The 23,853-nt window shown below is 70.6% G+C and carries 18 protein-coding genes; 8 read left to right on the top strand and 10 right to left on the bottom strand.

The window, feature by feature from the left end; genetic code table 11:
* Window positions 1-41: 41 nt before the first annotated feature.
* The 3 genes from Psi01_RS01240 (at window position 42) to Psi01_RS01230 (ending at window position 4,134) form a co-directional block, all read left to right on the top strand.
* On the top strand, window positions 42-776 hold the full coding sequence (locus Psi01_RS01240) for an SDR family NAD(P)-dependent oxidoreductase (protein ID WP_204062025.1): 735 nt from the start codon (window positions 42-44) through the stop codon (window positions 774-776).
* 92 nt (window positions 777-868) lie between these two features.
* The gene (locus Psi01_RS01235; protein WP_204062024.1) at window positions 869-2,632 is read left to right on the top strand and encodes an acetyl/propionyl/methylcrotonyl-CoA carboxylase subunit alpha; all 1,764 of its coding nucleotides are present in this window, start codon (window positions 869-871) and stop codon (window positions 2,630-2,632) included.
* 137 nt (window positions 2,633-2,769) lie between these two features.
* A complete protein-coding gene (locus Psi01_RS01230) occupies window positions 2,770-4,134 on the top strand; it encodes a hypothetical protein (RefSeq protein ID WP_239126905.1) in 1,365 nt (454 codons plus the stop codon).
* A gap of 165 nt (window positions 4,135-4,299) precedes the next feature.
* Here the strand turns inward: Psi01_RS01230 and Psi01_RS01225 are convergent, their stop codons facing one another.
* From Psi01_RS01225 to Psi01_RS01215, 3 genes are all read right to left on the bottom strand, one after another.
* A complete protein-coding gene (locus Psi01_RS01225; protein WP_204062023.1) occupies window positions 4,300-5,319 on the bottom strand; it encodes a LacI family DNA-binding transcriptional regulator in 1,020 nt (339 codons plus the stop codon).
* Window positions 5,316-8,135, bottom strand: a complete 2,820-nt coding sequence (locus tag Psi01_RS01220; protein WP_204062022.1) for a glycoside hydrolase family 3 protein — start codon at window positions 8,133-8,135, stop codon at window positions 5,316-5,318. Before Psi01_RS01220 ends, Psi01_RS01225 begins: the two co-directional genes overlap by 4 nt.
* 313 nt (window positions 8,136-8,448) lie before the next feature.
* Window positions 8,449-9,654: an ROK family transcriptional regulator gene (locus tag Psi01_RS01215; protein ID WP_204062021.1), complete on the bottom strand. Its 1,206-nt coding sequence runs from the start codon at window positions 9,652-9,654 to the stop codon at window positions 8,449-8,451.
* Between the two features lie 210 nt (window positions 9,655-9,864).
* Here Psi01_RS01215 and Psi01_RS01210 point away from each other — a divergent pair, with 210 nt between their 5' ends.
* From Psi01_RS01210 to Psi01_RS01190, 5 genes are all read left to right on the top strand, one after another.
* Entirely contained in the window at window positions 9,865-11,559 is a 1,695-nt protein-coding gene (locus Psi01_RS01210; RefSeq protein ID WP_204062020.1) for an extracellular solute-binding protein, read from the top strand.
* On the top strand, window positions 11,552-12,652 hold the full coding sequence (locus tag Psi01_RS01205) for an ABC transporter permease (RefSeq protein ID WP_204062019.1): 1,101 nt from the start codon (window positions 11,552-11,554) through the stop codon (window positions 12,650-12,652). Before Psi01_RS01210 ends, Psi01_RS01205 begins: the two co-directional genes overlap by 8 nt.
* The gene (locus Psi01_RS01200; protein WP_204062018.1) at window positions 12,649-13,551 is read left to right on the top strand and encodes a carbohydrate ABC transporter permease; all 903 of its coding nucleotides are present in this window, start codon (window positions 12,649-12,651) and stop codon (window positions 13,549-13,551) included. The genes Psi01_RS01205 and Psi01_RS01200 overlap by 4 nt, the downstream gene beginning before the upstream one ends.
* A gap of 98 nt (window positions 13,552-13,649) precedes the next feature.
* On the top strand, window positions 13,650-13,883 hold the full coding sequence (locus Psi01_RS01195; protein WP_204062017.1) for a type II toxin-antitoxin system VapB family antitoxin: 234 nt from the start codon (window positions 13,650-13,652) through the stop codon (window positions 13,881-13,883).
* The gene (locus Psi01_RS01190) at window positions 13,880-14,290 is read left to right on the top strand and encodes a PIN domain-containing protein (RefSeq protein ID WP_204062016.1); all 411 of its coding nucleotides are present in this window, start codon (window positions 13,880-13,882) and stop codon (window positions 14,288-14,290) included. Before Psi01_RS01195 ends, Psi01_RS01190 begins: the two co-directional genes overlap by 4 nt.
* Window positions 14,291-14,320: 30 nt before the next feature.
* Here the strand turns inward: Psi01_RS01190 and Psi01_RS01185 are convergent, their stop codons facing one another.
* The 7 genes from Psi01_RS01185 to Psi01_RS01155 form a co-directional block, all read right to left on the bottom strand.
* A complete protein-coding gene (locus tag Psi01_RS01185) occupies window positions 14,321-14,635 on the bottom strand; it encodes a MerR family transcriptional regulator (RefSeq protein ID WP_204062039.1) in 315 nt (104 codons plus the stop codon).
* A 108-nt stretch (window positions 14,636-14,743) separates the two neighbouring features.
* The gene (locus Psi01_RS01180; protein ID WP_204062015.1) at window positions 14,744-15,190 is read right to left on the bottom strand and encodes an Hsp20/alpha crystallin family protein; all 447 of its coding nucleotides are present in this window, start codon (window positions 15,188-15,190) and stop codon (window positions 14,744-14,746) included.
* Between the two features lie 186 nt (window positions 15,191-15,376).
* The gene (locus Psi01_RS01175) at window positions 15,377-18,301 is read right to left on the bottom strand and encodes a glycoside hydrolase family 3 protein (protein ID WP_204062014.1); all 2,925 of its coding nucleotides are present in this window, start codon (window positions 18,299-18,301) and stop codon (window positions 15,377-15,379) included.
* A gap of 44 nt (window positions 18,302-18,345) precedes the next feature.
* On the bottom strand, window positions 18,346-19,161 hold the full coding sequence (locus tag Psi01_RS01170) for a carbohydrate ABC transporter permease (RefSeq protein WP_204062013.1): 816 nt from the start codon (window positions 19,159-19,161) through the stop codon (window positions 18,346-18,348).
* Window positions 19,158-20,102, bottom strand: a complete 945-nt coding sequence (locus Psi01_RS01165; protein ID WP_204062012.1) for a carbohydrate ABC transporter permease — start codon at window positions 20,100-20,102, stop codon at window positions 19,158-19,160. Before Psi01_RS01165 ends, Psi01_RS01170 begins: the two co-directional genes overlap by 4 nt.
* Before the next feature lie 53 nt (window positions 20,103-20,155).
* Complete coding sequence (locus Psi01_RS01160) at window positions 20,156-21,463, bottom strand: ABC transporter substrate-binding protein (RefSeq protein WP_204062011.1); 1,308 nt, start codon at window positions 21,461-21,463, stop codon at window positions 20,156-20,158.
* Between the two features lie 49 nt (window positions 21,464-21,512).
* On the bottom strand, window positions 21,513-23,846 hold the full coding sequence (locus Psi01_RS01155; RefSeq protein ID WP_204062010.1) for a TIM-barrel domain-containing protein: 2,334 nt from the start codon (window positions 23,844-23,846) through the stop codon (window positions 21,513-21,515).
* Window positions 23,847-23,853: the final 7 nt, after the last annotated feature.

Here is a 23,853-nt window from a genome sequence, read left to right as displayed (position 1 = left end):
CTCCTTTTATGGATTTGTCCGTACGGAAAGGGCTGCGTCCAATGCGGGAAATCGTAGTGACCGGTGGCGGCACCGGGATCGGATACGCGGTCGCGGCGGCGTTCGTCGCCCAGGGTGACCGGGTCACCGTCACCGGACGGCGCGAGCAGGTGCTCAAGGAGGCCTGCGACCGGCTGGGCGACCCGGCCCGCACCGCCTACGTCGCGTTCAACGCGGCCAATCCCGTCGCCGTGGGCGAGTCCCTGGACAGGCTGCCCGCCCGGGTGGACGTGCTGGTCAACAACGCGGGCGGCAACACCAACCTGGACCGCCCGGTCGCCGACGACGACCTCATGGACGTGGCCGAGGGCTGGTGGGCCAACCTCAACGCCAATCTGCTGTCGGCCGTCCTGGTCACCACGGCGCTGGTCCCCCGCATGCCCGACCACGGCAGGATCGTCATGATCGGCTCGATCGCGGCCAGGGGCACCGGCTCGGGTTCGTACGGCGCGGCGAAGGCGGCGCTGGAGGCCTGGACCGCCGACCTGGCGGCCGAGCTGGGCCCCCGCGGCATCACCGCCAACGTGGTCTCCCCCGGCCTGATCGTGGACACCGAGTTCTTCCGGGGCCGCCTCACCGAGGAGGGCGTGCGGCGCCGGGTCGAGAGCACCAGGAACGGCCGCGCCGGCACGCCCGACGACGTGGCCCAGACCGTCAGGTTCCTCTCCTCCCCCGAGGCCCGCCACCTCACCGGACAGGTCGTCCATGTCAACGGTGGCGCCTACCTGGGCAGGTAGACCCCCAGGGAGACCTGGTGATCAGATGACGCTTACACTCCGGTGGAGGCCCGCCAGCCCCCATGTTCGCCGTACTGAAGGGATCCACGTCGGTGCAGAAGGTCCTTATCGCCAACCGTGGTGAGATCGCCGTGCGGATCGCCCGCGCCTGCAAGGACGCCGGGCTGGCCAGCGTCGCGGTCTATTCCGACCAGGACCTGGACGCCCTCCACGTCCGCGTCGCGGACGAGGCGCACGCCCTGGCGGGCCGGACGCCGGCCGAGACCTACCTCGACATCGCCAAACTGCTGCGGATCGCCGCGGAGACCGGGGCCGACGCGGTCCACCCCGGCTACGGCTTCCTCGCCGAGAACGCGGAGTTCGCCCAGGCCGTGATCGACGCCGGCCTGACCTGGATCGGCCCGCCGCCCTCCGCGATCACCGCGCTCGGCGACAAGGTCCAGGCCCGGCACATCGCGCAGAAGGTGGGCGCGCCGCTGGTCGCGGGCACCAAGGACCCCGTGTCGGGCGCGGAGGAGGTCGTCGCCTTCGCCGCCGAGCACGGCCTGCCCATCGCGATCAAGGCGGCGTACGGCGGCGGCGGGCGCGGCCTGAAGGTCGCCCGCACCCTGGAGGAGATCCCCGGCCTGTACGAGTCGGCCGCCCGCGAGGCCGTCACCGCCTTCGGCCGGGGCGAGTGCTTCGTCGAGCGCTATCTGGACCGGCCCCGGCACGTGGAGACCCAGTGCCTGGCCGACGCGCACGGCAACGTGGTGGTCGTCTCCACCCGTGACTGCTCCCTGCAGCGCCGCCACCAGAAGCTGGTGGAGGAGGCCCCCGCCCCGTTCCTGTCCGACGCCCAGCGGGAGCTGCTCTACGACAGCTCCAAGGCGATCCTGAGGGAGGCCGGCTACGTCGGCGCGGGCACCTGCGAGTTCCTCGTCGGCCAGGACGGCACGATCTCCTTCCTGGAGGTCAACACCCGCCTTCAGGTCGAGCACCCGGTCACCGAGGAGGTCGCCGGGATCGACCTGGTCCGCGAGATGTTCCGGATCGCCGAGGGCGAGGAGCTCGGCTACGGCGACCCGGCGCTGCGCGGCCACTCCCTGGAGTTCCGGATCAACGCCGAGGACGCCGGCCGCGGCTTCCTGCCGGCTCCGGGCACGATCACCCGGATGATCACGCCCTCCGGCCCCGGCGTACGGCTGGACGCCGGTTACGAGACCGGCATGACCGTGCCGCAGGAGTTCGACTCCCTGGTCGCCAAGCTCATCGTCACCGGGGCCACCCGGCGCCAGGCCCTGGAGCGCGCCCGGCGCGCGCTGGCCGAGTTCGAGGTCGACGGCATGCCGACCGTGCTGCCCTTCCACCGGGTGATCGTCGAGGACCCGGCCTTCGCCCCCGCCGGCGAGGACGAGCCGTTCTCCGTGCACACCCGGTGGATCGAGACCGAGTTCGACAACACGATCGCCCCCTACGCCGGGGAGGCCGGGCAGGCGGAGGAGTCCGCCGAGCGCGAGCGGGTCACGGTCGAGGTGGGCGGCAAGCGGCTGGAGGTCGTCCTGCCCGCCGGATTCGGTACGGCGGGCCCGGCCCGCGCCGCCACCGCGGCGGCGCCCCGGCGGCGCGGCGGAGCGGCCAAGAAGGCCGCAGCCGGCGGGGACGCGCTGGTCAGCCCGATGCAGGGCACGATCGTGAAGGTCATCGCCTCCGACGGCGACACCGTCGCGGCCGGGGACACCATCGTCGTCCTGGAGGCGATGAAGATGGAGCAGCCGCTGACCGCGCACAAGGCGGGCACGGTCACCGGCCTGACGGCGGCGGTCGGCCAGAGCGTCAGCGCCGGCGCGGTGATCTGTGACATCAAGGACGCTTGAGCACCGGTGCGCGGTGAATGTTCCACCCGGATGACCGAGCTGGGCAGCCAATTCGAGGGTTGAGGGGATACGGTCGGGTAGTAGGGAACTCCCATGTCCGCTCATTCGTCCTAATCGGACGAAGGAGGCTTTTTGCCGTGACCACCAAACAAACCATGCCAGGTCGTCTCGGTGCCGCGATCATCGCGACCTTCGCCGGGCTGCTGGCCATCTTCATGCTCGCGCCCGCGGCGAACGCCGCGGCTCCCGATCCCGGTCCCATCGCCTCTGATCTGCAGAGCGGTGACCGCTTCTACTACGACTCCGCGACCGGTGCGCCGGAGGGCGCCGTGGACGCCATGCGCTCGGCGGTCGGGGAGGCCTCGAACGTCTACCTCGCCGTCCTGCCCTCAGGGTCGATCAAGAACAGCTCCGAGGCCTCGACGTTCCTCAAGTCGCTGAACGACCAGATCGGCGGAGACAACGTCGTCGTGGTCGTCAACGGCAGCGACCAGCTGCTCTACCGGCCCAGCGTCCCGGGCTGGAAGCGGGAGCTGGACCGGGCCTACCGGCAGGCGAGCAGGGCGCCCAACATGACCGAGGGCACCGCCACCTTCGTCCGGCTGGCCGACGACGTCGCCAACGGCCGCTCCGTCTCCGACCCGGGCTCCCGATCCTCGGGCGGCTCCAGCGTGGGCGTGCTGGTCGGCATCCTGGTGCTGGCCCTGGCCGGCGGCGCGGGCCTGTTCCTCTACTCCCGCAAGAAGAAGAAGGACCGGCTGGCGCGCGAGGCCGCCGAGCTGGCCGCGGTCAAGCAGACGGTCGACGAGGACGTCACGAAGCTCGGTGAGGAGATCACCGATCTGGACATGGACGTCAAGATGCTGGCCGACGGCGGCGACCACCAGGAGGACTGGACCCGCGCGCTGGACGCCTACGAGCGGGCCAAGGCGGAGCTCACCGCGGCCAAGCAGCCCGACGACCTGCGCAACGTGACCACCGCGCTGGAGGAGGGCCGCTACGCGCTGGCCTGCGTGCGGGCGCGCGTCAACAAGGAGCCGCTGCCCGAGCGGCGCCCGCCGTGCTTCTTCAACCCGCAGCACGGCCCCTCGGCCCGCGACGTGCGCTGGGCCCCGCCCGGCGGCGCGGTGCGCGACGTCCCGGCCTGCGCGGCCGACGCCGAGGCCGTCGAGCGCGGCTTCGAGCCGCAGTCGCGCCAGGTCATGGTCAACGGTCAGTCCCGCCCGTACTACGAGGCGGGCCCGGCCTACCAGCCCTACGCCTACGGCTACTACGGCGGCTTCGGCGACGTGATGACCGGCATGCTCGTCGGCACCATGCTCGGCAGCATGATGGGCGGCTGGGGCATGGGCGGCTACGGCATGGGCTACGGCGCCGGTTACGAGGAGGGCCTGTCCGACGCCGGTGGCGACATGGGCGGCGGAGACTTCGGCGGCGGCGGCTGGGGCGACTTCGGCGGCGGAGACTTCGGTGGCGGAGACTTCGGCGGAGGCGACTGGTAGTCACCCCGGATCACCACGGCCGGAAGCCTGCAGAAGGCGGGCACGCCCCTTCCGGGGCGTGCCCGCCTTCGTTTTCCCAGCGCATCCGCCCGCGACTCCCGGCAGGCGTGCACCGCGGCCTCCCGGCCGACGCCCCCGATCCCCGGCCGGCGTCGCCTTCCCCGGTCAGCGCCCGGAGGCCGCCGTGCTGTCGCGGACGGTCAGGCGGGGCTGGAGCAGCGTGCCCTCCGGCACGGTGCGGCCTTCGAGCTTGTCCATCAGCAGCCGCACCGCCTGGCGGCCGACCTCCTCGGCGGGGATCAGCACGGAGGTCAGCGCGGGGCTGGAGCGTTCCGCTATGTCGTCGGGACAGATCGCGACCACCGCGATGTCCTGCGGGACCCGCCTGCCGTGCTGGCGCAGCGCCCCGAGCACGTGGTTGACCGCGGCCTCGTTGTGCACCACCAGCGCGGTCAGGTCGGGGCGGGTGTCGAGCAGCTCGCCGACCACCGCGGCCACCTGCTCGAAGGTCTCCTCACAGGGCAGCGCGACCCCCGTCAGGCCGTGCGCGGCCGCCGCCTCGGTGAAGCCCTCCCAGGTCCGCCTGGCGAATCCGGTGCCGCGTTCGTAGACCACCGCCGGGGCGCCCAGCAGCGCCACCTCCCGGTGCCCGTGCTGGGCCAGGTGCTCCACGCAGAGCGCGCCGGCCCGGGCGAAGTCGAGGTCCACGCAGGTCAGCCCGGATGTGTCGGCCGGGAAGCCGATGAGCACGCTCGGCTCGGCGAGATCGCGCAGCAGCGGCACCCTGGTGTCGTGGAGCTCCACGTCCATGAGCACCAGCCCGTCCACCAGCGCGCTGGCGGCGGCCCTGCGGATCCCGTCGGGCCCCTCGTCCGCGGTGAGCAGCAGGACGTCGTGGTCGTACTGCCGCGCGGCGGTGACCACGGAGGTGGCGAACTGCATCAGCACCGGGACGTGCATGCCGGCGCGCAGCGGCAGCACCAGCGCGATGACGTTCGCCCGCCGGCTGGCCAGCGCCCTGGCCCCGGCGTTGGGGTGGTAGCCCAGCGTCCGCACGCTGTCGAGCACCCGCCGCCGGGTGTCGGCCGAGATCGCCCGCTTCCCGCTGAGCACGTACGACACGGTGCTCACGGCCACCCCGGCGTGCCTGGCGACCTCCGTGATCGTCACGGCCCGGCCACTCATGCGTTCTCCGCCGGCTCGAAGACAAGACGGGATACGGTCATTCCGGCATTCTCGAACACCACATAAAGATCGTGGACTCCGGAGGTCTCCGCAAGCGCGGCGCGGACGGGGGCCAGGTCGTAGCGTCCGGCGCGGGGAACGGGAACGGCCGCGACGGCGGGACCGTACAGGGGGTCGTCCAGCCGCAGGGTCAGCACGCCGCCCTCGGTGCTGGTGGCCTCGACCGTGCAGGCGGCCGCGCCCGGCCCGAAGTCGACCTCGCGGAACAGCAGCCAGGCCCCCTCGGCGGCCGAGCGCACGGCGTCGCCGGAGACCCGGGAGGCGTCCACCAGCTCCACCGCGTCGTACTCGTCGTGGTCGGCCGCCCCGACCGGACCGGCGAGCACGTCACGGGGCGGGATGGTCTCGCCCTCGACGTGGAACGGCGCGCACAGGCGGATGTCGCGGGCGGAACGGCCGACCATGATCTTGTGGGGCGCGTCCTCGACCACGAACCGGTTGCGGGTCACGTCCCAGAAGGCCAGCTCGCGGGTGTCGAGGGTCCAGCTCACCGTCTCGCTCTCGCCGGGCGCCAGCCGTACCTTGGCGAAGCCCCGCAGGCGGCGCAGGGGCTGCTTGACCCGGGAGCGCTGCTGGTGGGTGTAGAGCTGGACGACCTCCACGCCGGGCCGGGAGCCGGTGTTGCGCACGACGGCCGAGGCGGTGACCCTGCCGCCCTCCACCGACACGGTCAGGTCCGCGTAGTCGAAGGTCGTGTAGGACAGGCCGTGGCCGAAGGGGTGCAGCGGGGCGCCGCGGTAGTACTGGTAGGTGGCGTCGGAGGCGATGATGTCGTAGTCGAGCAGGTCGGGCAGCTCGCAGGCCGAGCGGTACCAGGTCTGGGTGAGGCGCCCCTCGGGGTCGGCGTCGCCGAAGAGCACCTCGGCCAGCGCGTGGCCGTACTCCTGGCCGCCGTGCGAGGACCACAGCACCGCGGGCAGCCCCTCGGCCGACCAGGTCACCGGATAACCGCTGCTGATCACCATGACGGTCCTCGGGTTGGCCGCGCGCACCGCCCTGACCACGGCCTCCTGCGCCGGGGGCAGCGCGAGGTCGAGCCGGTCCTCGGTCTCGCGCCCGTTGACCAGGGGGTGGTCGCCGACCACGACGATCGCCACGTCCGCGCCCGCCGCCAGGGAGGCGGCGCTCTCGGCGCCGCTCACGACCGCCTCCACGCTCAGCCAGACCGCCGCGTCCGCGTCGTCCACCAGCCGCAGGACCGCGCCGGAGGCGTCCGGCGCGACGCCGTCCGCGCCCGCCGCCGGGGGCTGCAGGCCGACGTAGCGCCCGGTGGAGATGTGCCGCAGCGCCACGGTGCCGCGCGGCCGGTCCTCCAGGCGGAAGGTCTGGCGCACCTCCCAGCCGTTGGGCCCCGGCTGGTCGTTGACGAGCACGCCGTCGTCGTCCACCGACAGGTAGCGGCCGGTCGCCGCCGCCCGCAGGGCGTAGGCGCCGCCGCCCCAGTCGAACAGGTCGAACAGGCCGGGCTCCGCGCCGATCCCCAGGGGCCCGCCGCCGGGGTCGGCCACGACGTGCCCGCCCTCGGCCGACAGGGTGACGCGGTCCACCGCCTCGCAGAAGACGGCCTCGCACCGCTCGGCGATCCCGGCGCGGGCGGTGACGGCGTAGGGCAGCGTGCCGGAGTACCAGTCCTCCATCAGGGTGTCGCCGAGCTGGCCGATCACCGCGACCCGCCGCACGCCGGACAGCGGGAGGATGCCGTCGTTCTCCAGGAGCACGATCGAGCGCCGGGCGGCCTCGCGTGCCAGGTCCTGGTGCTCGGGGCAGTTGACCACGGCCTCGGTCACGTCGTCGTACGGCGTCGCGGGGTCGAACTCGCCGAGCCGGAAGCGGATCGACAGCGCGTGCCGTACGGCGGTGTCGAGGTCGTCCTCGGTGAGCAGGCCGCGCTCCAGCGCCTCGCGGATGTGCCCGAGCGTGGCCTCGGTGCGGTCGTCGTCCTGGGTGAAGCTGTCCAGCCCCGCCTTGATCGCGTGGGCGTAGGCCTCGGCGACGTCGTCGTAGTAGGCCTGCAGGCCGGTGAAGTTGCCCGGGGCGTAGGCGTCGCTGACCACCAGGAGGTCGCCTGCGGCCCACTCCCGCAGGACCTCGTTGATGAGCGGGCTCAGGTGCGCCGGACGGCCGTTGACCAGGTTGTAGGAGGGCATCACGGCCACGGCCGCCCCGTGCTCCAGGGCGGGCCGGTAGGCGGGCAGCTCGTACTCGCGCAGCACCCGGGGCGGCAGGTTGCTGGAGGTGACGCAGCGGTCGGTCTCGTTGTTGTAGGCGAGGAAGTGCTTGAGGGTGGGGGCCGTCTTCAGCACGTTGGGATCGCTCCCACGAAGGCCGGAGGCGTACGCCGTGGCCATGACGCCGGTCAGCCACGGGTCCTCGGAGTAGCCCTCCTCGTTGCGTCCCCAGCGGGGGTCGCGCAGCGGGTTGACCACCGGCGCCCACACGTTCCGCCCGGCGCCGGAGGGGTCCTTGTGGTGGAAGGCCAGGACCTCGTCGCTCGTCGCCTCGCCGACCCGGCGGACCAGGTCCGGGTCCCAGGTGCTGGCCAGCCCGACGGCCTGCGGGAAGACCGTGGCCGGCCCCAGCCAGGCCAACCCGTGCAGGGCCTCGGTGCCGGTCCGGAACACGCCCATGCCGAGACGCTCGACCGGAGCCTGGTACTGGTGGAGCAGCCCGATCTTCTCCTCCGCCGTCAGTCTGCCCAGCAGGTCGGCGATGCGGGCGGGGAGCGGGAGCTCCGGGTCGCGGAACGGTTCGTTCATGGGGGGACCATCCCTCTGAGAGCGTCGAAGCGCTTCGACAACGGGGCGGGCGGCGCTTCTTGTCGAAGCGCTTCGATAGTCGGTCCAGGAAAGCTCCGCTCGTTACACACGTGTTTCGAACGGAGCTTCCCTGAAGGGTGCCTGGCTGTGAGGCTCAGGTCAAGAGCCGCCGGATAACCAACGGATCACCGATCCCGGGGCGTCCGGGAAAGGGCAGCCGGGAGCCGACGGGGCGGAACGCGGCGGTTCGGGGCCGGAGCGGGTCCCCCGGCGGCCGGATGAAAGATTCAGGCGGGCGGGGCGGCGGAGGGCTTCAGGAGGGACGCGGCAGGCGGCCGGAGTCGACCGTGTCGAGCACCCGGGCCGCGCCGCCCAGGGCCGCCGCGCCGTACCCCAGCGTGGAGGCCACGACCCGGCATCCCCCGCCGTCCGGCGCGATGGTGCGCCCGCGCATCTCCTCGCCGACCGCGGGCAGCAGCCACGGCGCCAGCGGCACGTAGTAGCCGCCCAGGATGACGACCTCGGGGTTGAGCAGGTTGGCGATCACGGACACGCCCTTGCCCAGGTTGTGCCCCACCGCGGCGAGCAGGTCGAGGGTACGGCGCTCGCCCGAGCGGGCCAGCCGTACCACCTCCTCGATCTCGATCTCGACCTCGGCCGGTGAGAGCGCGGCGTGCTGGAGCACCGCGCCGATCCCGGCGACAGCCTCCAGGCAGCCCAGCCGCCCGCAGCGGCACTCGGCGCCCAGCGGGTCGAGCTGGATGTGGCCGATCTCGCCGCCGTACCCCCGGGCGCCCCGGCGCAGCCGCCCGTCCAGGATGATCCCGGCGCCGACCCCGATCTCGCCGGTCAGGTAGACCAGGTTCGCCGTGCCGGCCTGCGGCCCGAAGCGGTGCTCGGCCAGCGCGGCGAGGTTGGCGTCGTTGTCGATCTGCACCCCGAAGCCCGGGTCGCGCAGCGCCTTGGTGAGGTCGCCCGCCAGGTCGGCGTCGCGCCAGCCGAGGTTGGGCGCGATGAGCACCGTGCCGTCGGTGCCGACCAGACCGGGTACACCCACGGTGACGCCGAGGACCTGGCGCTCCTCCTTGGCCATCCGGTTCGTCACCCGGCGCACCAGCCCCGCCACGGCCACGACGGCCTGGCTGACCGAACTGGTCGCCCCGGAGAACGACCGGCGCCAGGACAGCAGCCGCTCCCCCGACAGGTCCACCGCCACCGCGGTGACGTAGTCGACGTTGATCTCGACGCCGATCGCGGCGTACGGCGAACCGTCCAGCACGAGCATCGTGGCGGGACGGCCGACCCGGTTCTCGGTCAGCCCGGTCTCGCGGACCAGGCGACGGTCGATAAGGTCGGCGACCAGACTCGATACGGTCGCCTTGTTGAGCCCGGTGGAGGCCGCGATGTCCGCACGGGAACACGGCGCGTGCTCCCGCACGAACCTCAGCACCACGGCGAGGTTGGTGGCCCGTACGTCGGCGAAGTCTGCCGGCTGCGGGTTCGTCGTAGATGTGATCAAGGTCAGTCCCGTCCTGATCGGCCCAGGTGATGTCCGCGGACGCCCCCGGCTGGCCCCATCATGCCGCACCCGCCCCGGTAACCGCGATCGACGGCCCCTTGTGGCGGGAGTCGCCCTCGACTAATTTGTTTGGTCGAAAGACGAACTAACTCTATCGCGACCCGTCCTCGACCGACACCCCCGATCCAAGACCTACGAAGGGAACGCGCCGTGAACACTCATCCCGAGGGCGCGACGACCAGCCGCCGCGGATTCCTCGGCCTGGTAGGACTCAGCGCGGTCGCCGTCGCAGGCGGCGGCCTGCTCGGCGCCTGCTCCGCCCCGACCGGCACCCGGCCCGGAAGCGGCGGCGCCACGGCCGCCGCCGCCGACAAGCTGACATCACTGACGCCGACCTACACCGCGTTCCCGGGGGTCAAGCCCGACCTGCCCGGCACCGTCTCGACCCTGCCCGGCGTGCCCGACGTCAGCGGCGGCTTCACCCGGTATCCCGCCACCCCCACCGCCGCGCTGACCCAGAAGGCCGGCAAGGGCGGCACCTACAAGGCGATGACCCCGCTGTGGGGCCCGCCCCCGCCCGGACTGGCCGACAACTCCTACTTCCAGGCCGCCAACGCCGACATCGGCGCGACCGTGGAGTTCCAGATCACCGACGGCACGGTCTACGTCGACAAGGCGATCGCGCGGCTCGCCGCCGGGGACATCCCCGACATCATGGTCATCCCGAGCTGGGAGATCGACAAGATGGCGGACTTCAACACCGCCGTCGACAAGGCCTTCGAGGACCTCACCCCCTACCTGCAGGGCGACAAGGTCAAGCCGTACCCGCTGCTGGCCAACCTGCCCACCGCCGCCTGGCAGTGGTCGGTCTGGAACGGCAAACTGATGGCGGTGCCCTTCCCCACCGAGCCGTACCCCTTCGCCCTGCTGTACCGCAAGGACCTCTTCGACAAGAACGGCTGGAACACCAATCCCAAGACCGCCGACGAGCTGTTCGAGCTGGGCAAGGAGATCACCGACGCCAAGGCCAAGCGCTGGGCGTTCGGCAGCATCCACGAGATGATGTGGCCGACCTTCCGCATCCCGCAGGAGTGGCGCTACGAGAACGGCAAGCTCGTGCACAAGTACGAGACGCCGGAGTTCGAGCTGATGCTCGCCTTCATGCAGAAGGTCTTCAAGGAGGAGCTCGTCCACCCCAGCGTGGTCAGCAGCAAGGGCGCCAACGAGAAGGACCTGATGGCGGCCGGGCAGATCCTCGTCTACCGCGACGGCCTCGGCGGCTGGAAGGAGCTGCTCCAGCAGCACCGGGGCAAGAACCCCGACTTCGCCATGGGCGCCTTCCCGGTCTTCGCCCACGACGGCGGCACCCCGCTGATGTACCACGGCACCGCGGCCGGCATCTTCACCTTCGTCAAGAAGGGCCTGCCCAAGGAGAAGGTGGAGGAGATCCTCTCCATCCTCAACTGGTGCGCGGCGCCGTTCGGCACCAGGGAGTACGAGCTGTCGAACTTCGGTGTGGAGGGCAAGCACTTCAAGCGCGGCGACAACGGCATCCCCGAGCTGACCGACCTCGGCCGCAAGGAGGTCGCCTACACCTACGGCTTCCTCGGCGGGCGCCCGCTGTATGTGGACTGGCCCTATCCGGACGCGGTCAAGCTCAACGTGGAGTGGCAGAACGCCAGCTTCCAGTATCTGGAGAAGGGCCCCTTCGACGGCATCCGCGTGCAGCGGCCCTCGAAGTACTCCGGCCTGCAGGTGCCGACCGAGGACAAGTTCACCGACATCATGCGCGGACGCCGTCCCGTCAGCGACGCCAAGCAGATCGTCTCCGAGTGGCAGCGTGACGGCGGCAACGAGGCCCGCGACTTCTACATGAAGGTCCTGCAGGACAACGGCCGTGCTTAAGGACACCGTGAACTCCGGGCCGGCGGGTGACCTGACCGCACCCGCCGGCACCGGCACACCGGCGACGGCCGATCAGAACCGCGCGGGCCCCGGGAAGCCCGGGAGATTCGGGAAGCCCGGGAGATTCGGGAAGCCCGGGAGATTCGGGAAGAAGGCCGCCGGGAAGGCGGCCCGGCCCCGCCCCGCGTCACTGGGCGCCCGCCTCAAGCGCGACTGGCAGCTGCTGCTCATGGCGCTGCCCGCGGTCGGCCTGCTGATCGTGTTCCACTACGTGCCGCTGTTCGGCAACGTCATCGCCTTCCAGGACTACTCGCCCTACGTGGGAATCAAGGACAGCCCCTGGGTGGGCCTGTCCAACTTCCACTGGCTGCTGTTCGACCAGAGCTTCTGGGACGCGACGCTCAACACCCTGTCGATCACGGCGTTCCAGCTGGTCTTCTACTTCCCCGTCCCGATCATGCTGGCCGTCCTGCTCGACAGCGTCGTACGGCCCCGCATGCGCCTGTTCATCCAGAGCATCGTCTACATGCCGCACTTCTTCTCCTGGGTGCTGGTCGTCACGCTCTTCCAGCAGATGTTCGGCGGCGCGGGCCTGCTCTCGCAGATCCTGCGGGACAACGGGTACCGGGGCGTCGACCTGATGACCAACCCGGACACCTTCCTGCTGCTGGTGACCGCCGAGAGCATCTGGAAGGACGCCGGCTGGGGGACGATCATCTTCCTGGCCGCGCTCGCCGCGATCAACCAGAACCTCTACGAGGCGGCGGCGGTGGACGGCGCGGGCCGGTGGCGGCGGATGTGGCACATCACCCTGCCCGGCCTGCGCCCGGTCATCATCCTGCTGCTGATCCTGCGGCTGGGCGAGGCGCTGAACGTCGGCTTCGAGCAGTTCTTCCTGCAGCGCGACGCGGTCGGCCGGGAGGCCGCCGAGGTGCTAGACACCTTCGTCTACTGGCGCACGCTGCTGACCGGCGAGTGGAGCTACGGCGCCGCCGCGGGCCTGGTCAAGGGCCTGGTCGGGCTGATCCTCATCCTCATCGCCAACAAGGTCGCCCATCGGTTCGGCGAGCAGGGAATCTACAAACGATCATGACAACGCTACCCGCCTGGGCCGAGCGCCCCAGCCGCGCCGGAACCCTCCTCAAAGGCGCCGTCCTGACGTTCATCGCGGTGGCCGTCCTCTTCCCGCTCTACATGGTCGTGCTGACCAGCCTCTCCACCCAGGAGGCGGTCTCGGCGGCGGGCGGGCTGGTCACCGTACCCGGTGAGCTGTCCCTCGCCGCCTACGAGCAGCTGTTCGCCGGCGGCGTGGTGACCAGGTCCGTCCTGGTCAGTCTCGGCGTGACCGGCGTCGGCACCGCGATCAGCCTCTCGGTCACCGTCCTGGCCGCCTACGGCCTGTCGCGGCCGGGCTCGCTGCTGCACCGGCCGATGCTCTTCCTCATCCTGATGACGTTCCTGTTCGGGCCCGGCATCGTGCCGAACTATCTGCTCGTCAGCTCGCTGGGCCTGATCGACTCGTACTGGTCGCTGATCCTGCCCGGCGCGGTCAGCGCGTTCAACCTCGTGGTCATGCGGGCCTTCTTCATGAACATCCCCGCGGAGGTGACCGACAGCGCCCGCATCGACGGCGCGAGCGAGTTCCGCATCCTGTGGCGGATCGTGCTGCCGATGTCCAAGGGCGTCACCGCGGTCATCGGCCTGTTCTACGCGGTCGGCTACTGGAACTCGTTCTTCAACGCCGTGCTCTACCTGAACGACAACGCCAAGTGGCCGCTGCAGGTGGTGCTCCGGCAGTACGTGCTCCAGGGCCAGGCCCTGGTCGTCGGCCAGAGCAGCGAGGCCACCGTCGCCGGCGGCCAGGCCCTCCCGCCCAGCCTGGCCCTGCAGATGGCCATCGTGGTGGTCGCACTGCTCCCCGTGCTGTTCGTCTACCCCTTCGTCCAGCGCCACTTCACCAAGGGCGTCATCATCGGCGCCGTAAAGGGCTGATTCCCGCCAGCCCATGCATCCGCTTTCACGGTGTCACCCCTGAGTCAATGGTGCCGATGTACAATATGTTTATAGGTGACCAACAAAGGAGGGCGCACGTGAGCGTCACCCAGATCGACATCGACGACGAGGCCCTCGCCGAGGCCATGCGCATCCTCGGCACCACTACGAAGAAGGACACCGTGAATGCGGCTCTGCGGGAATACGTAGCCCGCATCAAGCGCATCGAGGCGCTCGAGAAGCTCTCCGCCCGAGCGGCGCGCGGAGAGTTCGACGAGGCCATCTCGGCCCACGAGCAGGCCAAGCGCGCGCGCAAGGACGCCTTCTCTTGACGGGTTACCTCATCGACACCTCCGCCCTATGGCACCTCCTCCGCACGCCGGAGACACAGGAAGCCTGGGCGGACCGCATCACCTCCAGAGCGCTGAGCATCTGCGAACCCACTCGCACGGAGTTCCTCTACTCGGCGACCGGCCCGGATCATCGGGACGAACTGGAGACGGAGCTGAACGATCTGTGTCAGCTCGCCGCCGTTCCCAAGAACGCATGGCGCTGGGCCGAGCAGGCACAGTACAAACTCACCCTGAAGGGCCAACATCGCTCAGCAGGGGCGATCGACCTCCTGCTCTGCGCGACCGCCGTCCACCATGAACTCACCCTGCTTCACGTCGACAACGACTTCGTCACGGTCTCAACGGTCATGACCGAGCTCCGGCAACGCGACATCCGCATCTCCTGAGCCGCCCCGGACCGTCCGCAGATGCGGCGATCATTCCCCGCGTGCGGCTCGGGTGGCGCGTTCGCGGGCCAGTTCGGCTTTCAGTTCACGGACCTGCTGTTCCAGTTCGAAGATGCGGCGGACGGCGACGAGGCTCATGCCCTCGCCGACGAGGCGGACGGCGTCCTGGACGGCGCCGATCTCGTGGCGGCTGTAGCGACGCTGACCGCCGGACGAGCGGGAGGGGCGGACCACGTCGTGCTCGTCGAGGCGACGCAGGAACGCCTGCTGAACGTCGAGCATGTCGGCCACCTGGCCGACGGAGTACAGCGGCGCGTGTTCGTCGTCGAAGGGCAGGCGGACCATGGTCACTCTCTTTCCCGGCGCAGGCCGGCGGGACTTGCCGAACCGGAGCCGACGGAACGCCGACGGGGCGGGCGCCCGGACTGCGGCGCCCACCCCGTCGCGGCTCCGTCAGACGCTGATCGACTTCTGGCCGGACGACTTCTGAATCTCGATCTTGCGGGGCTTCGCCTTCTCGATCACCGGGATGCGCACCGCGAGGACGCCGTTGGAGTAGGCGGCGTCGATCTTCTCGCTGTCGAGGTGCTCGGACAGGTAGACCCGGCGGGTGAAGGTGCCCATCTGGCGCTCGCGCACGAACACGCGCTCGTCCTCGCCGTACTCCTCTTCGCGGCGGGCGCTCACCGACAGCACCCCGCGGTCGACGGTGACCTCGATCGAGTCGGGGTCGATGCCGGGCAGGTCGAACTTGAGGAGGACGTCGTCCTTGCGGCGGACGCCGTCCAGAGGCATGGCCGAACCCGCGCTGCCCTCACGCCACCCGAGGGCCTGTCGCGTGAGCCGGTCGAACTGACGGTCGAACTCCTGAACGAACGGGTCGATCGACGTCAGCAGCATCGGTAACCACCTCCGTTGGACCTGGCAGGTTTCCTCACGCCTGCCTTCTCGAAAACCTCTTAATAGAGTTATAAGTTATCGCCGCCAGAAGATGCAACTGTCTTCCCGAGATTTTTTCGGGCCCGGACGGCCGTACGGCCCGCGCCCCGGTGGAGGGGACGCGGGCCGTACGGCGGAGGCGGAAGGTCAACGGGTCAGGACCAGTTCCTTGAGCCGCAGGTCTCCCCGGGCGACGAGATAGACGTCCTGTCTGCCGGACGCCCTGGAGAGTGCGCCGGCAGCCGTACCCCACCGGTAGACGCCGCCGGTGGCGGGCACCGTGACCGTGCCGAGGAGCCTGCCCGTCGGCGAGCCCTGGCGGACCTCCACCGACGAGGCCGTTGCGGCCGCGACGCCGAGGGTGATCCCGGTGACGCCCCGGCCGAGGTCGGCGCCGGAGAAGGCGAGCCACTCACCGGAGGACAGCGCCACCGCGTCCCCGCTCGTCTTCGTCTCGTCCACCAGCTCGGCGCCGGAGTGGTCGTCGAAGTCGGCGGCCCGGGTGGGCCTCGTCAGGTCGCGGGCGGGGATGCGCTCGCCGTCCACCCGGATCGTGGTCCGCTGGCGGATGCGGTCGGAGGCCGAGCCGACGAGCACGTCGTGGGTGGACGGCTCGACCGCGAATCGGTTCCGGGTGACGTCCCACAGCGCCAGGTCGGCGGTCTTCACCCGGAACGTCACCGTCTTCGACCCGCCCGGCGCCAGGCTCACCCGCTCGAAGCCGCGCAGTTGCCTGACCGGCTGCTTCACCCGCGAGCTGTGCTGGTGGGTGTAGAGCTGCACGACCTCGTCACCGGCCCGGGACCCGGTGTTGGTGACCTTCACGCTCACCCGGTGGCCGTCGCCGTCGCGCACCGCCCGCAGCCCCTGGTAGCCGAAGGTGGTGTAGCTCAGGCCGTGTCCGAAGGCGTACAGCGGTTTGTCCTCGGAGTACAGGTACGTCGAGCCGGTCTTGATGATGTCGTAGTCGAGGATGTCGGGGAGCTTCGCCCCCGCGCGGGGCCAGGTCTGGGTCAGGCGCCCGGCCGGGTTGGCGGTGCCGTACAGGATGTCGGCCAGGGCGCGGCCGGTCTCGGCGCCCGCGTGGGTGGTCCACAGGATCGCCGGGACCTTCTCCTGGAGCGCGTCGATCGTCGTCGGGTAGCTGTTCTCCAGGACCACCACGGTGTCGGGGTTGGCCCTGTGCACGGCCTCGACCAGGGCCTGCTGGCCCGCGGCGAGGTTCAGGTCGGTGCGGTCGTGGGCCTCGCGGCCGTTGATGAACGGCATGCTGCCGACCACGACCACCGCCACGTCGGCGCTCTCGGCCGCCTCGACGGCCTCGGCGATCCCGCTGCGCACGATCTCCTTGGTGAACCGGGTGGCGCCGTCGGCGGTGGTGAGCGAGAGCGTGCCGTCGGCGGCGGCCTTCACATAGACGTTCGGGCCGAACCACGGCTCGGCGGTCTCGTAGCCGGCGTAGCGCAGCAGCGTCGTGCCGTCGGCCTGGGCCTCCAGCTTGAACTGCTCCTGGACGAACCAGCCGGTGGGCTGGTCCTGGTTGTTGACCAGGGTGGACCAGTTGGCGCGGCTGACGTACTTGCCGTTGGCGACGCTGCGCAGCGTCACGACGCCCTCGCCCCAGTCGAAGACGTCGAACTGCTCGGTCTCCCCCGCCGTGGTCCCGGAGAGCTTCAGGTCGGCGCCCGCACCGGTCCCGGCGGTCAGGTACTTCCCGTCGGCCTTGAGCGCGATCCGGTCGGCGGCCTCGGTGCCGACGGCGGCCGGGACCCGCTCCTTGATCCCGTCGAACGGGGTGACCTGGTAGGGCGGCTTGCCCGAGTACCAGTCGGTGTAGAGGGTCCTGGCCAGCGGGCCGATGACCGCCACCTTCCTGGCCGGGTCGAGCGGCAGTGCCCCGCGGGAGTTCTTGAGCAGCACCATCGCCTCGGCGGCGGTGCGCCGGTTCAGCGCGCGGTGCGCGGGGCTGTCCACCACCGCCTTGGTGATCTTCCCGTACGGCCCGCCGTCCGGGTCGAACTCGCCCAGCCGGAAGCGCACGCTGAGGATGTTGCGCACCGTCCGGTCGATGTCGGCCTCGGTGAGCAGCCCCTGGGCGAGGGCGGCGTCGACCGAGGCGACGGTCGGGGCGCCGTTGGTGTCGTCCACGGTGAAGCTGTCGACCCCGGCCTTGATCATCGCCGCGGCGGCCTCGGGCCTGGTGGCGAAGTACTGCTGCGAGCCGGTGAGGTTGTTGGGCCCGCCGGCGTCGGAGACGGTGAACAGGGTCCGGTCCGTCCACCTGCGGATGCCGGAGTTCAGGTCGGTGACCGTGGCCGGGCGGCCGTTGACCAGGTTGTAGGCGGTCATCACGCCGGTGGCGGCGTCGGCCGAGATCGCGGTCTTGAACGCCGGGATCTCGTACTCGTTCATGACCCGCGGCCGCAGGCTGGAGTTGGTGGTGTCCCGGCGGATCTCGTTGTTGTTGGCCATGTAGTGCTTGAGCACCGGGGCGGCCTTGAGGTGGTCGGGGTCGTCGCCCTGGATGCCCCGGCCGTACGCGGTGGAGATCGCCCCGGTCAGCAGCGGGTCCTCGGAGTAGCCCTCCTCGTTGCGTCCCCAGCGCGGGTCGCGCAGCAGGTTGACCACCGGCGCCCACAGCTGCAGGCCCCACAGCCGGGGGTTCTCGGAGTGGTAGCCGCGCGCCTCGTCGCCGACGACGGAGCCGACCTTCTCGATCAGGTCCGGGTTCCAGGTGCTGGCCAGGCCGACGGCCTGCGGGAAGACCGTGCCGCGCGCGGTGACGACGCTGCCGCCGTCGTCGATGTCGGTGGACCACGCGACGCCGTGCAGCGCCTCGGTCCCGGTCTTGAACAGCCCGATGCCGAGCCGCTCCACCGCGGGCTGGTACTGGTGGAGCCAGGAGACCTTCTCGGCCAGGGTCAGCCGGCCCAGCAGGTCGTCGATCCGCTGCTGGAGCGGGAGCGCCGGGTCACGGAAGGGATACTGCGGATCCGCGTGCGCCGGCGCCGCACATAACCCCAGGGTCAGAGCGAGTACGGCCGCCGCCGCGGCGGGCTTGGGAAAGGGCATTGCGCCTCCAGGTCAGGGATTCGAAGCGCTTGGACACTCGGTCGCTACTTGATCGCGCCCACGGTCACGCCGCGGGTCAGGGTGCGCTGGAAGATCAGGAAGAAGACGACCGCGGGCAGGATGCCGAGCAGCGCCGAGGCGCTCGACATGGTGGCGTCCATCATCTTGTCCCCCTGGAGCACGCCCAGCGCGACGGGGACGGTCTGGTTCTCGTTGGAGATCAGGAAGACCAGCGGGAGGAAGAACTCGTTCCAGGTCCAGATGAAGAAGAAGATCAGCAGCACGGAGAGCGTCGGGCGGCTGATCGGGACCACGATCCGCCACAGCGCCCGCCACTTGCCGGCCCCGTCGATCGCGGCGGCCTCCAGGATCTCGTGCGGGAACCGGCCGAGGACCGAGGCGAGCAGGTAGGTGCCGAACGCGCTCTGGATCACCGTGAAGATGATGATCACCCCGAGCCTGCTGTCGTAGAGCCCGGCCTGCTTCGACAGGTAGTACAGCGGATAGACCAGCGCCTCCTGCGGCAGCGTGTTGGCCACCAGGAAGACGACCAGGATCCAGACCCGTCCGCGCACCCGGCCGATGCCGAGCGCGTAGGCGTTGAGCACCGACAGGATCACCGCGAGCACCGCCACCGAGCCGCTGATCACCAGGCTGTTCCAGAGCTTGCCGCCGAAGTCGACCCGGTTCCAGAACTCCACGATCCCGTCGAAGTAGAGACCGTCGGGCAGGCTCAGCGGCCCGTTCGCGGAGTAGTCCTGCGGGGAGCGCACCGCGTTGAGGGTGACGATGACGAACGGCACCAGCATCACGACGGCCAGCACGGCCAGCGAGACCAGGACCGAGTACTTCCGGATCATGATTGCCCGTCCTCGTTGTCCTGGATCCGCAGGAAGAACACCGTGACCGCGATGATCACCAGGGTGAGCACGGTCGCGATCGCGGCGCCGTACCCGACGTTGGCCTTCTCGAAGAAGTTCTGGTAGCTGAAGTACGACGGCACGAGCGTGGCGCCGCCGGGGCCGCCGCGGGTCAGCACGAAGATCGGGCCGAAGACCTTGAGCGCGGCGATCGTGCAGGTCAGCAGGACCACATAGATCTCCGGGCGGATCTGCGGGATCGTGATGTGCCAGAACCGCCGCCACCACGACGCCCCGTCCATCTCCGCCGCCTCGTACAGCGCCGGGTCCACCCGCTGCAGCCCCGCCATGAAGATGACCACGGGATAGCCGATCTGGAACCACACCATGATCAGCATCACGCTCGGCAGCGCCCAGCCGGGATCGCCCAGCCAGCTGCGCGGCTCCGCGCCGAACAGTCCCAGGAAGGCGTTCAGCGCGCCGTACCGGGGATGCATGATCCATCCCCAGACGATGCCGGCGATCGCGATCGGCAGCACCTGCGGCAGGTAGTAGGCGGCCCGCAGGGTGCTGGCCGTACGGGGGCCGAACTTCTTGCCCACGTAGTCGAACAGGGTCGCCGCCAGGACCAGCCCGACGACCGTGGGCACGATCGCCATGGCCACGATCAGCGCGACGTTGTTGCGGAACGAGGCCCAGAAGCGCTCGTCGGCGAACAGCCGCGTGTAGTTGTCGATCCCGAGCCATCGCGGGTCGCCGATCCCCTGCCACCTGGTGAAGGAGATCCCGATGTTCATCAGGAACGGCACCAGGATCACCGCGGTGAACAGCACCGCGCTGGGCAGCAGGAACACCCAGTAGCCACCGGTACTGCGGCGCCGGGGGCGCGGCTCCGGCTCGCGGACCGCCTTCGGCCGCGCGGCCGGAGCGTGCACTGCCATCTTTCTCTCCGAGTGTCGGTTGCCGATCCGGGCGTCAGTCGCCGGTCAGAGGGTCAGTTGCCGATGTCGGCGAGGTTCTCCTCGTACGGCCCGGCGATCTCGTCCAGCACCGCGGAGGGCGTCTTGCTGCCGTTGATCAGGTTCTGCACCCCGGCGACCAGCACGTCGTAGTAGCCCGGCGCGGGCCAGTCGGGGTAGAACGCGAGCCCGTCACCCGTCGAGAGCTTGGTGAAGTTCTCGATCAGCTCCTTGTTCTTCGGGTCGGTGATCGCGGCGGGGTCGGCGGCCACCGGGATGCCCCCGGAGTTGCCGAGCAGGTTCTGGATCTCCTTCTTCATCGTGATGTCGATGAAGTCGTAGGCCAGGTCCTTGTTCTTGGCGTTCTCCGGGACCACCCAGATGTTCCCGCTCGATCCGGCGTGCATGGTGTTGCCCGGCCACAGGAACGAACCCCACTCGAAGTCCTTGATCTCGGAGGCGAACCGGCCGTACCACCAGGAGCCGGTGATCACGATCGGGTACTTGCCGCCCATGAAGGACACCCCCATGTCCTCGGCCTTGACCCCGGCCGAGTCCTTGGCGATGTAGCCCTTCTCCACCCAGTCGGCCGTGGTCTCGGCCGCGTAGGTGAACTCCGGTCCGTGGAAGTCGACCTTGCCCTTGTAGAGCTGGAAGCCGTCCACCCACGGCCGCTGCGCCTTGGACAGGGCGAGCTGGTAGAAGATCTGCTGGGCCGGGTACTCCGCGCCGCCGACCGCCAGCGGGGTCACCCCGTCCTTGACGAACTCGTCCATGGCGGCGGTGAACTCGTCGAACGTCGTCGGGACCTCGACCTTGTGCTTCTCGAACAGGTCCTTGTTGTAGTAGACCATCACGTACTCGGCGTAGTTCGGCACGCCGAACCACTTGCCGGAGCCCATGATGCCCCGGTCGTCGTACTTGGCGGTGGTCTGCAGCGACGGGCTGAGCAGCTTGTCCCAGCCGCGCCTGGTGACCTCGGGCGTCAGGTCGGTCAGCAGCCCCTGCTTGGACAGCAGACCGGCGGTGGCGTTGCCCTTGTTGTACTCCATCACGTCCGGGGCCTCGTCCGAGTTGAGGATCATGCCCGCCGACTGGCGGATCTGCTCGAACGCCTTCTCCTCGAACTGGACCTTGACCCCGGGGTGCGAGGCCTCGAACTGCTTGATCGCCTCAGCCCAGGCCTTGCCCATCGCGCCGTCGGCGCTCTCGTAGTGCCACAGCTTCAGCACGCGGGGACCGCCGGAGGCGGCCTGACCGCCCGCCTCGGGCTCGGTGCTCCCGCAGGCGGCCAGCGCCGCGAGCATGGCCAGAGCGGCCACACAGGTTCTCACCTTGGACATCGTTCTCTCTTCCTGTGGGGAGTCCCCCGAGGTTTCCTTCAAGGGCCGGTCAGCGGCCGCCGGCCCGCTCGACACCCGCGATCCGGGCGGGGCCGTCCACCCGGACGCCGTCCTCGGTCACGGTGACCGTGGTGCTCCCGTCGACGTCGGCGATCACGGCGGTGCCCGTGGCCGTTCCGTAGCCGACCAGGGTGATCTCTCCGAAGGGCCCGTCGCCGACCGCGTCGCCCGGCTCCGTCAGGACCGGGATGAGCGCGCCGTGCCGTACGAACAGGGGGATGCGGTCCAGCGGCGTGCGCACCGTGACGTAGCGCCCGCCCGCGTGCACCTCGCCGGTCCAGTGGTCCACCCAGTCGCCGGCCGGGAGATAGACCCGCCGCACGCCGTCCGGGGAGGTCATCGGGGCCACCAGCAGGTCGCGGCCGAGCAGGTACTCCAGGTCGGCCTGCCAGGCGACCGGGTCGTCCGGGTGGTCCACGCACAGCGCCCGCATCATCGGCGCCCCGGTCCGCGCGGCCTCGACGGCGGCGGTGTAGAGGTACGGCATGAGCCGGTAGCGCAGCTTGAGCGCGGCCACGGCCTCGGCCTCCACCTCGGGGAACTCCCACGGCTCGCGGCTGGTGGTGCCGTGCAGCCGCAGCAGCGGGGAGAACGCGCCGAACTGGGTCCAGCGGACGTACAGGTCGTCGGTGGGACGGCCGGTGAAGCCGCCGGCGTCGTGGCTCCAGAACGGGATGCCCGACAGGCCGTGGGCGAGGCCGCCGCGCAGCGTGCTGCCCATCGCCGGGTAGCTGGTGTAGGTGTCGCCGCTCCACTGGGCCGAGTGCCGCTGCCCGCCCAGGAAGGACGAGCGGGCCCAGACCATGCCGTGCCCGGCGACCTCGCGGGTCACCTCCGAGACCACGTCGTTGAACAGCAGCGTGTAGACGTTGTGCAGCTCGGTGCCGGTCATCCCGTTGGCCGCGACCGCGTCGTGCGGCACGCCCTCGGCGAAGTCGGTCTTGAAGACCTGCACGCCCTGCTCCAGCAGCGGGCGCAGCAGGCCCCGGAACCACTCGACGGCCTCGGGGTTGGTGAAGTCGACGATGCCGCAGGCCGGGTAGGAGCCGTGCCAGCAGTCGGCCACGTAGACCTCGCCGTCGGGCCTGCGCAGGAAGTACCCGGCCTCGGCGGCGGCCGGGAAGGCCGGGCTGCGGTGGGAGATGTAGGGGTTCATCCAGAGGCAGACCTTGAACCCCATCTCCTCCAGCTCGGCCAGCATCCCGGCCGGGTCGGGGAAGTTGGCCTCGTCCCAGCGCAGGTCGGACCAGTGCCCGTCGGTCTGCCAGTAGGTGTCCAGGTGGAGCACGTCGCAGGGGATGCCGCGCTCGCGGATGGTGCGCGCCCGGTTCGTCACCCGCTCCTGGGTGTCGACGAAGAACCCCGAGGAGATCCAGGTGCCGAACGCCCACTTCGGCGGGAGCAGGGGACGGCAGGTCAGCCGGTCGAACCGGTCGAGCACCTCCGGCGGGGTCGGCCCGGCGATCACGTAGTAGTCGATCAGGTCGTCCGGGACGACGATCTGCACGCAACTGTGGGTGGACTGGCACACGTCGAACTCGACCGGCGTCCCGCTGTCCACCAGCACGCCGTATCCCCGGCTGGACAGGTAGAACGGCACGTTCTTGTAGGCCCGCTGGGACTCGGCGCCGAAGGCGTCGAAGTTCCACATGACCGGCCGCTGGCCGCGCTTGTCCAGCGGGGTGAACGACTCGCCGAACCCGGTGAACGCCTCGTCGGCGGGGGCGCTGAAACTCTCGTGGTAACCGGCCACCTCGCCGCCGGCCAGGGACCGGCCGAACGGGAGCGTGCGCAGCCGGCCGCTGATGTCGGTGTGGCCCGGATCCTGCTCCAGCACGGTCGCCCCGGAGGCGTCGGTGAACCTCAGGTGCCAGGGGGAAAGGGTGATCTCCGCGCGGAGCGATCCCGCGTCGACCACGACGGCGCCGGGCACTCCGCCGTCCGCGCCCGCGCGGAGCACGCCGCCGCCCCCGGCCACCTCCGCGGTGAGCGCGTCACCGCCCGGGGCCGCCAGGCTCTCCACCCGCGCCCCGGCGAAGGTGCCCGGCGTGACCATGGAGATCGCCCGGGCCGACCGGGTCCGGGCGTCCGCGTCCTGGCCGAGCCGGACCCGGATCACACCCTCGCCCGCCACGCCGACCTGGACCACGAGGGTCTCGCCGGCCGAGGTCGACGCCTTCAGCGTCACCCCCGCCTCGTCGGCCGCCACCGGCTCCGCCGCCGTCAGCGCCGACAGACCGCCCTCGCCGTGCGAGCGCACGGGCAGTTCCGGCGGGTCCGCGACGAAGTACTCGTGCGCGATCAGAGGAGGGCGGTACGGCATGGGGGCT

Origin of the sequence: Paraplanobispora siamensis, assembly GCF_016863175.1 — a bacterium.
GTDB lineage: Bacteria > Actinomycetota > Actinomycetes > Streptosporangiales > Streptosporangiaceae > Planobispora > Planobispora siamensis.
Note: the sequence above shows the minus strand (reverse complement) of the source record. Positions and strands in the feature narration are given on the sequence as shown.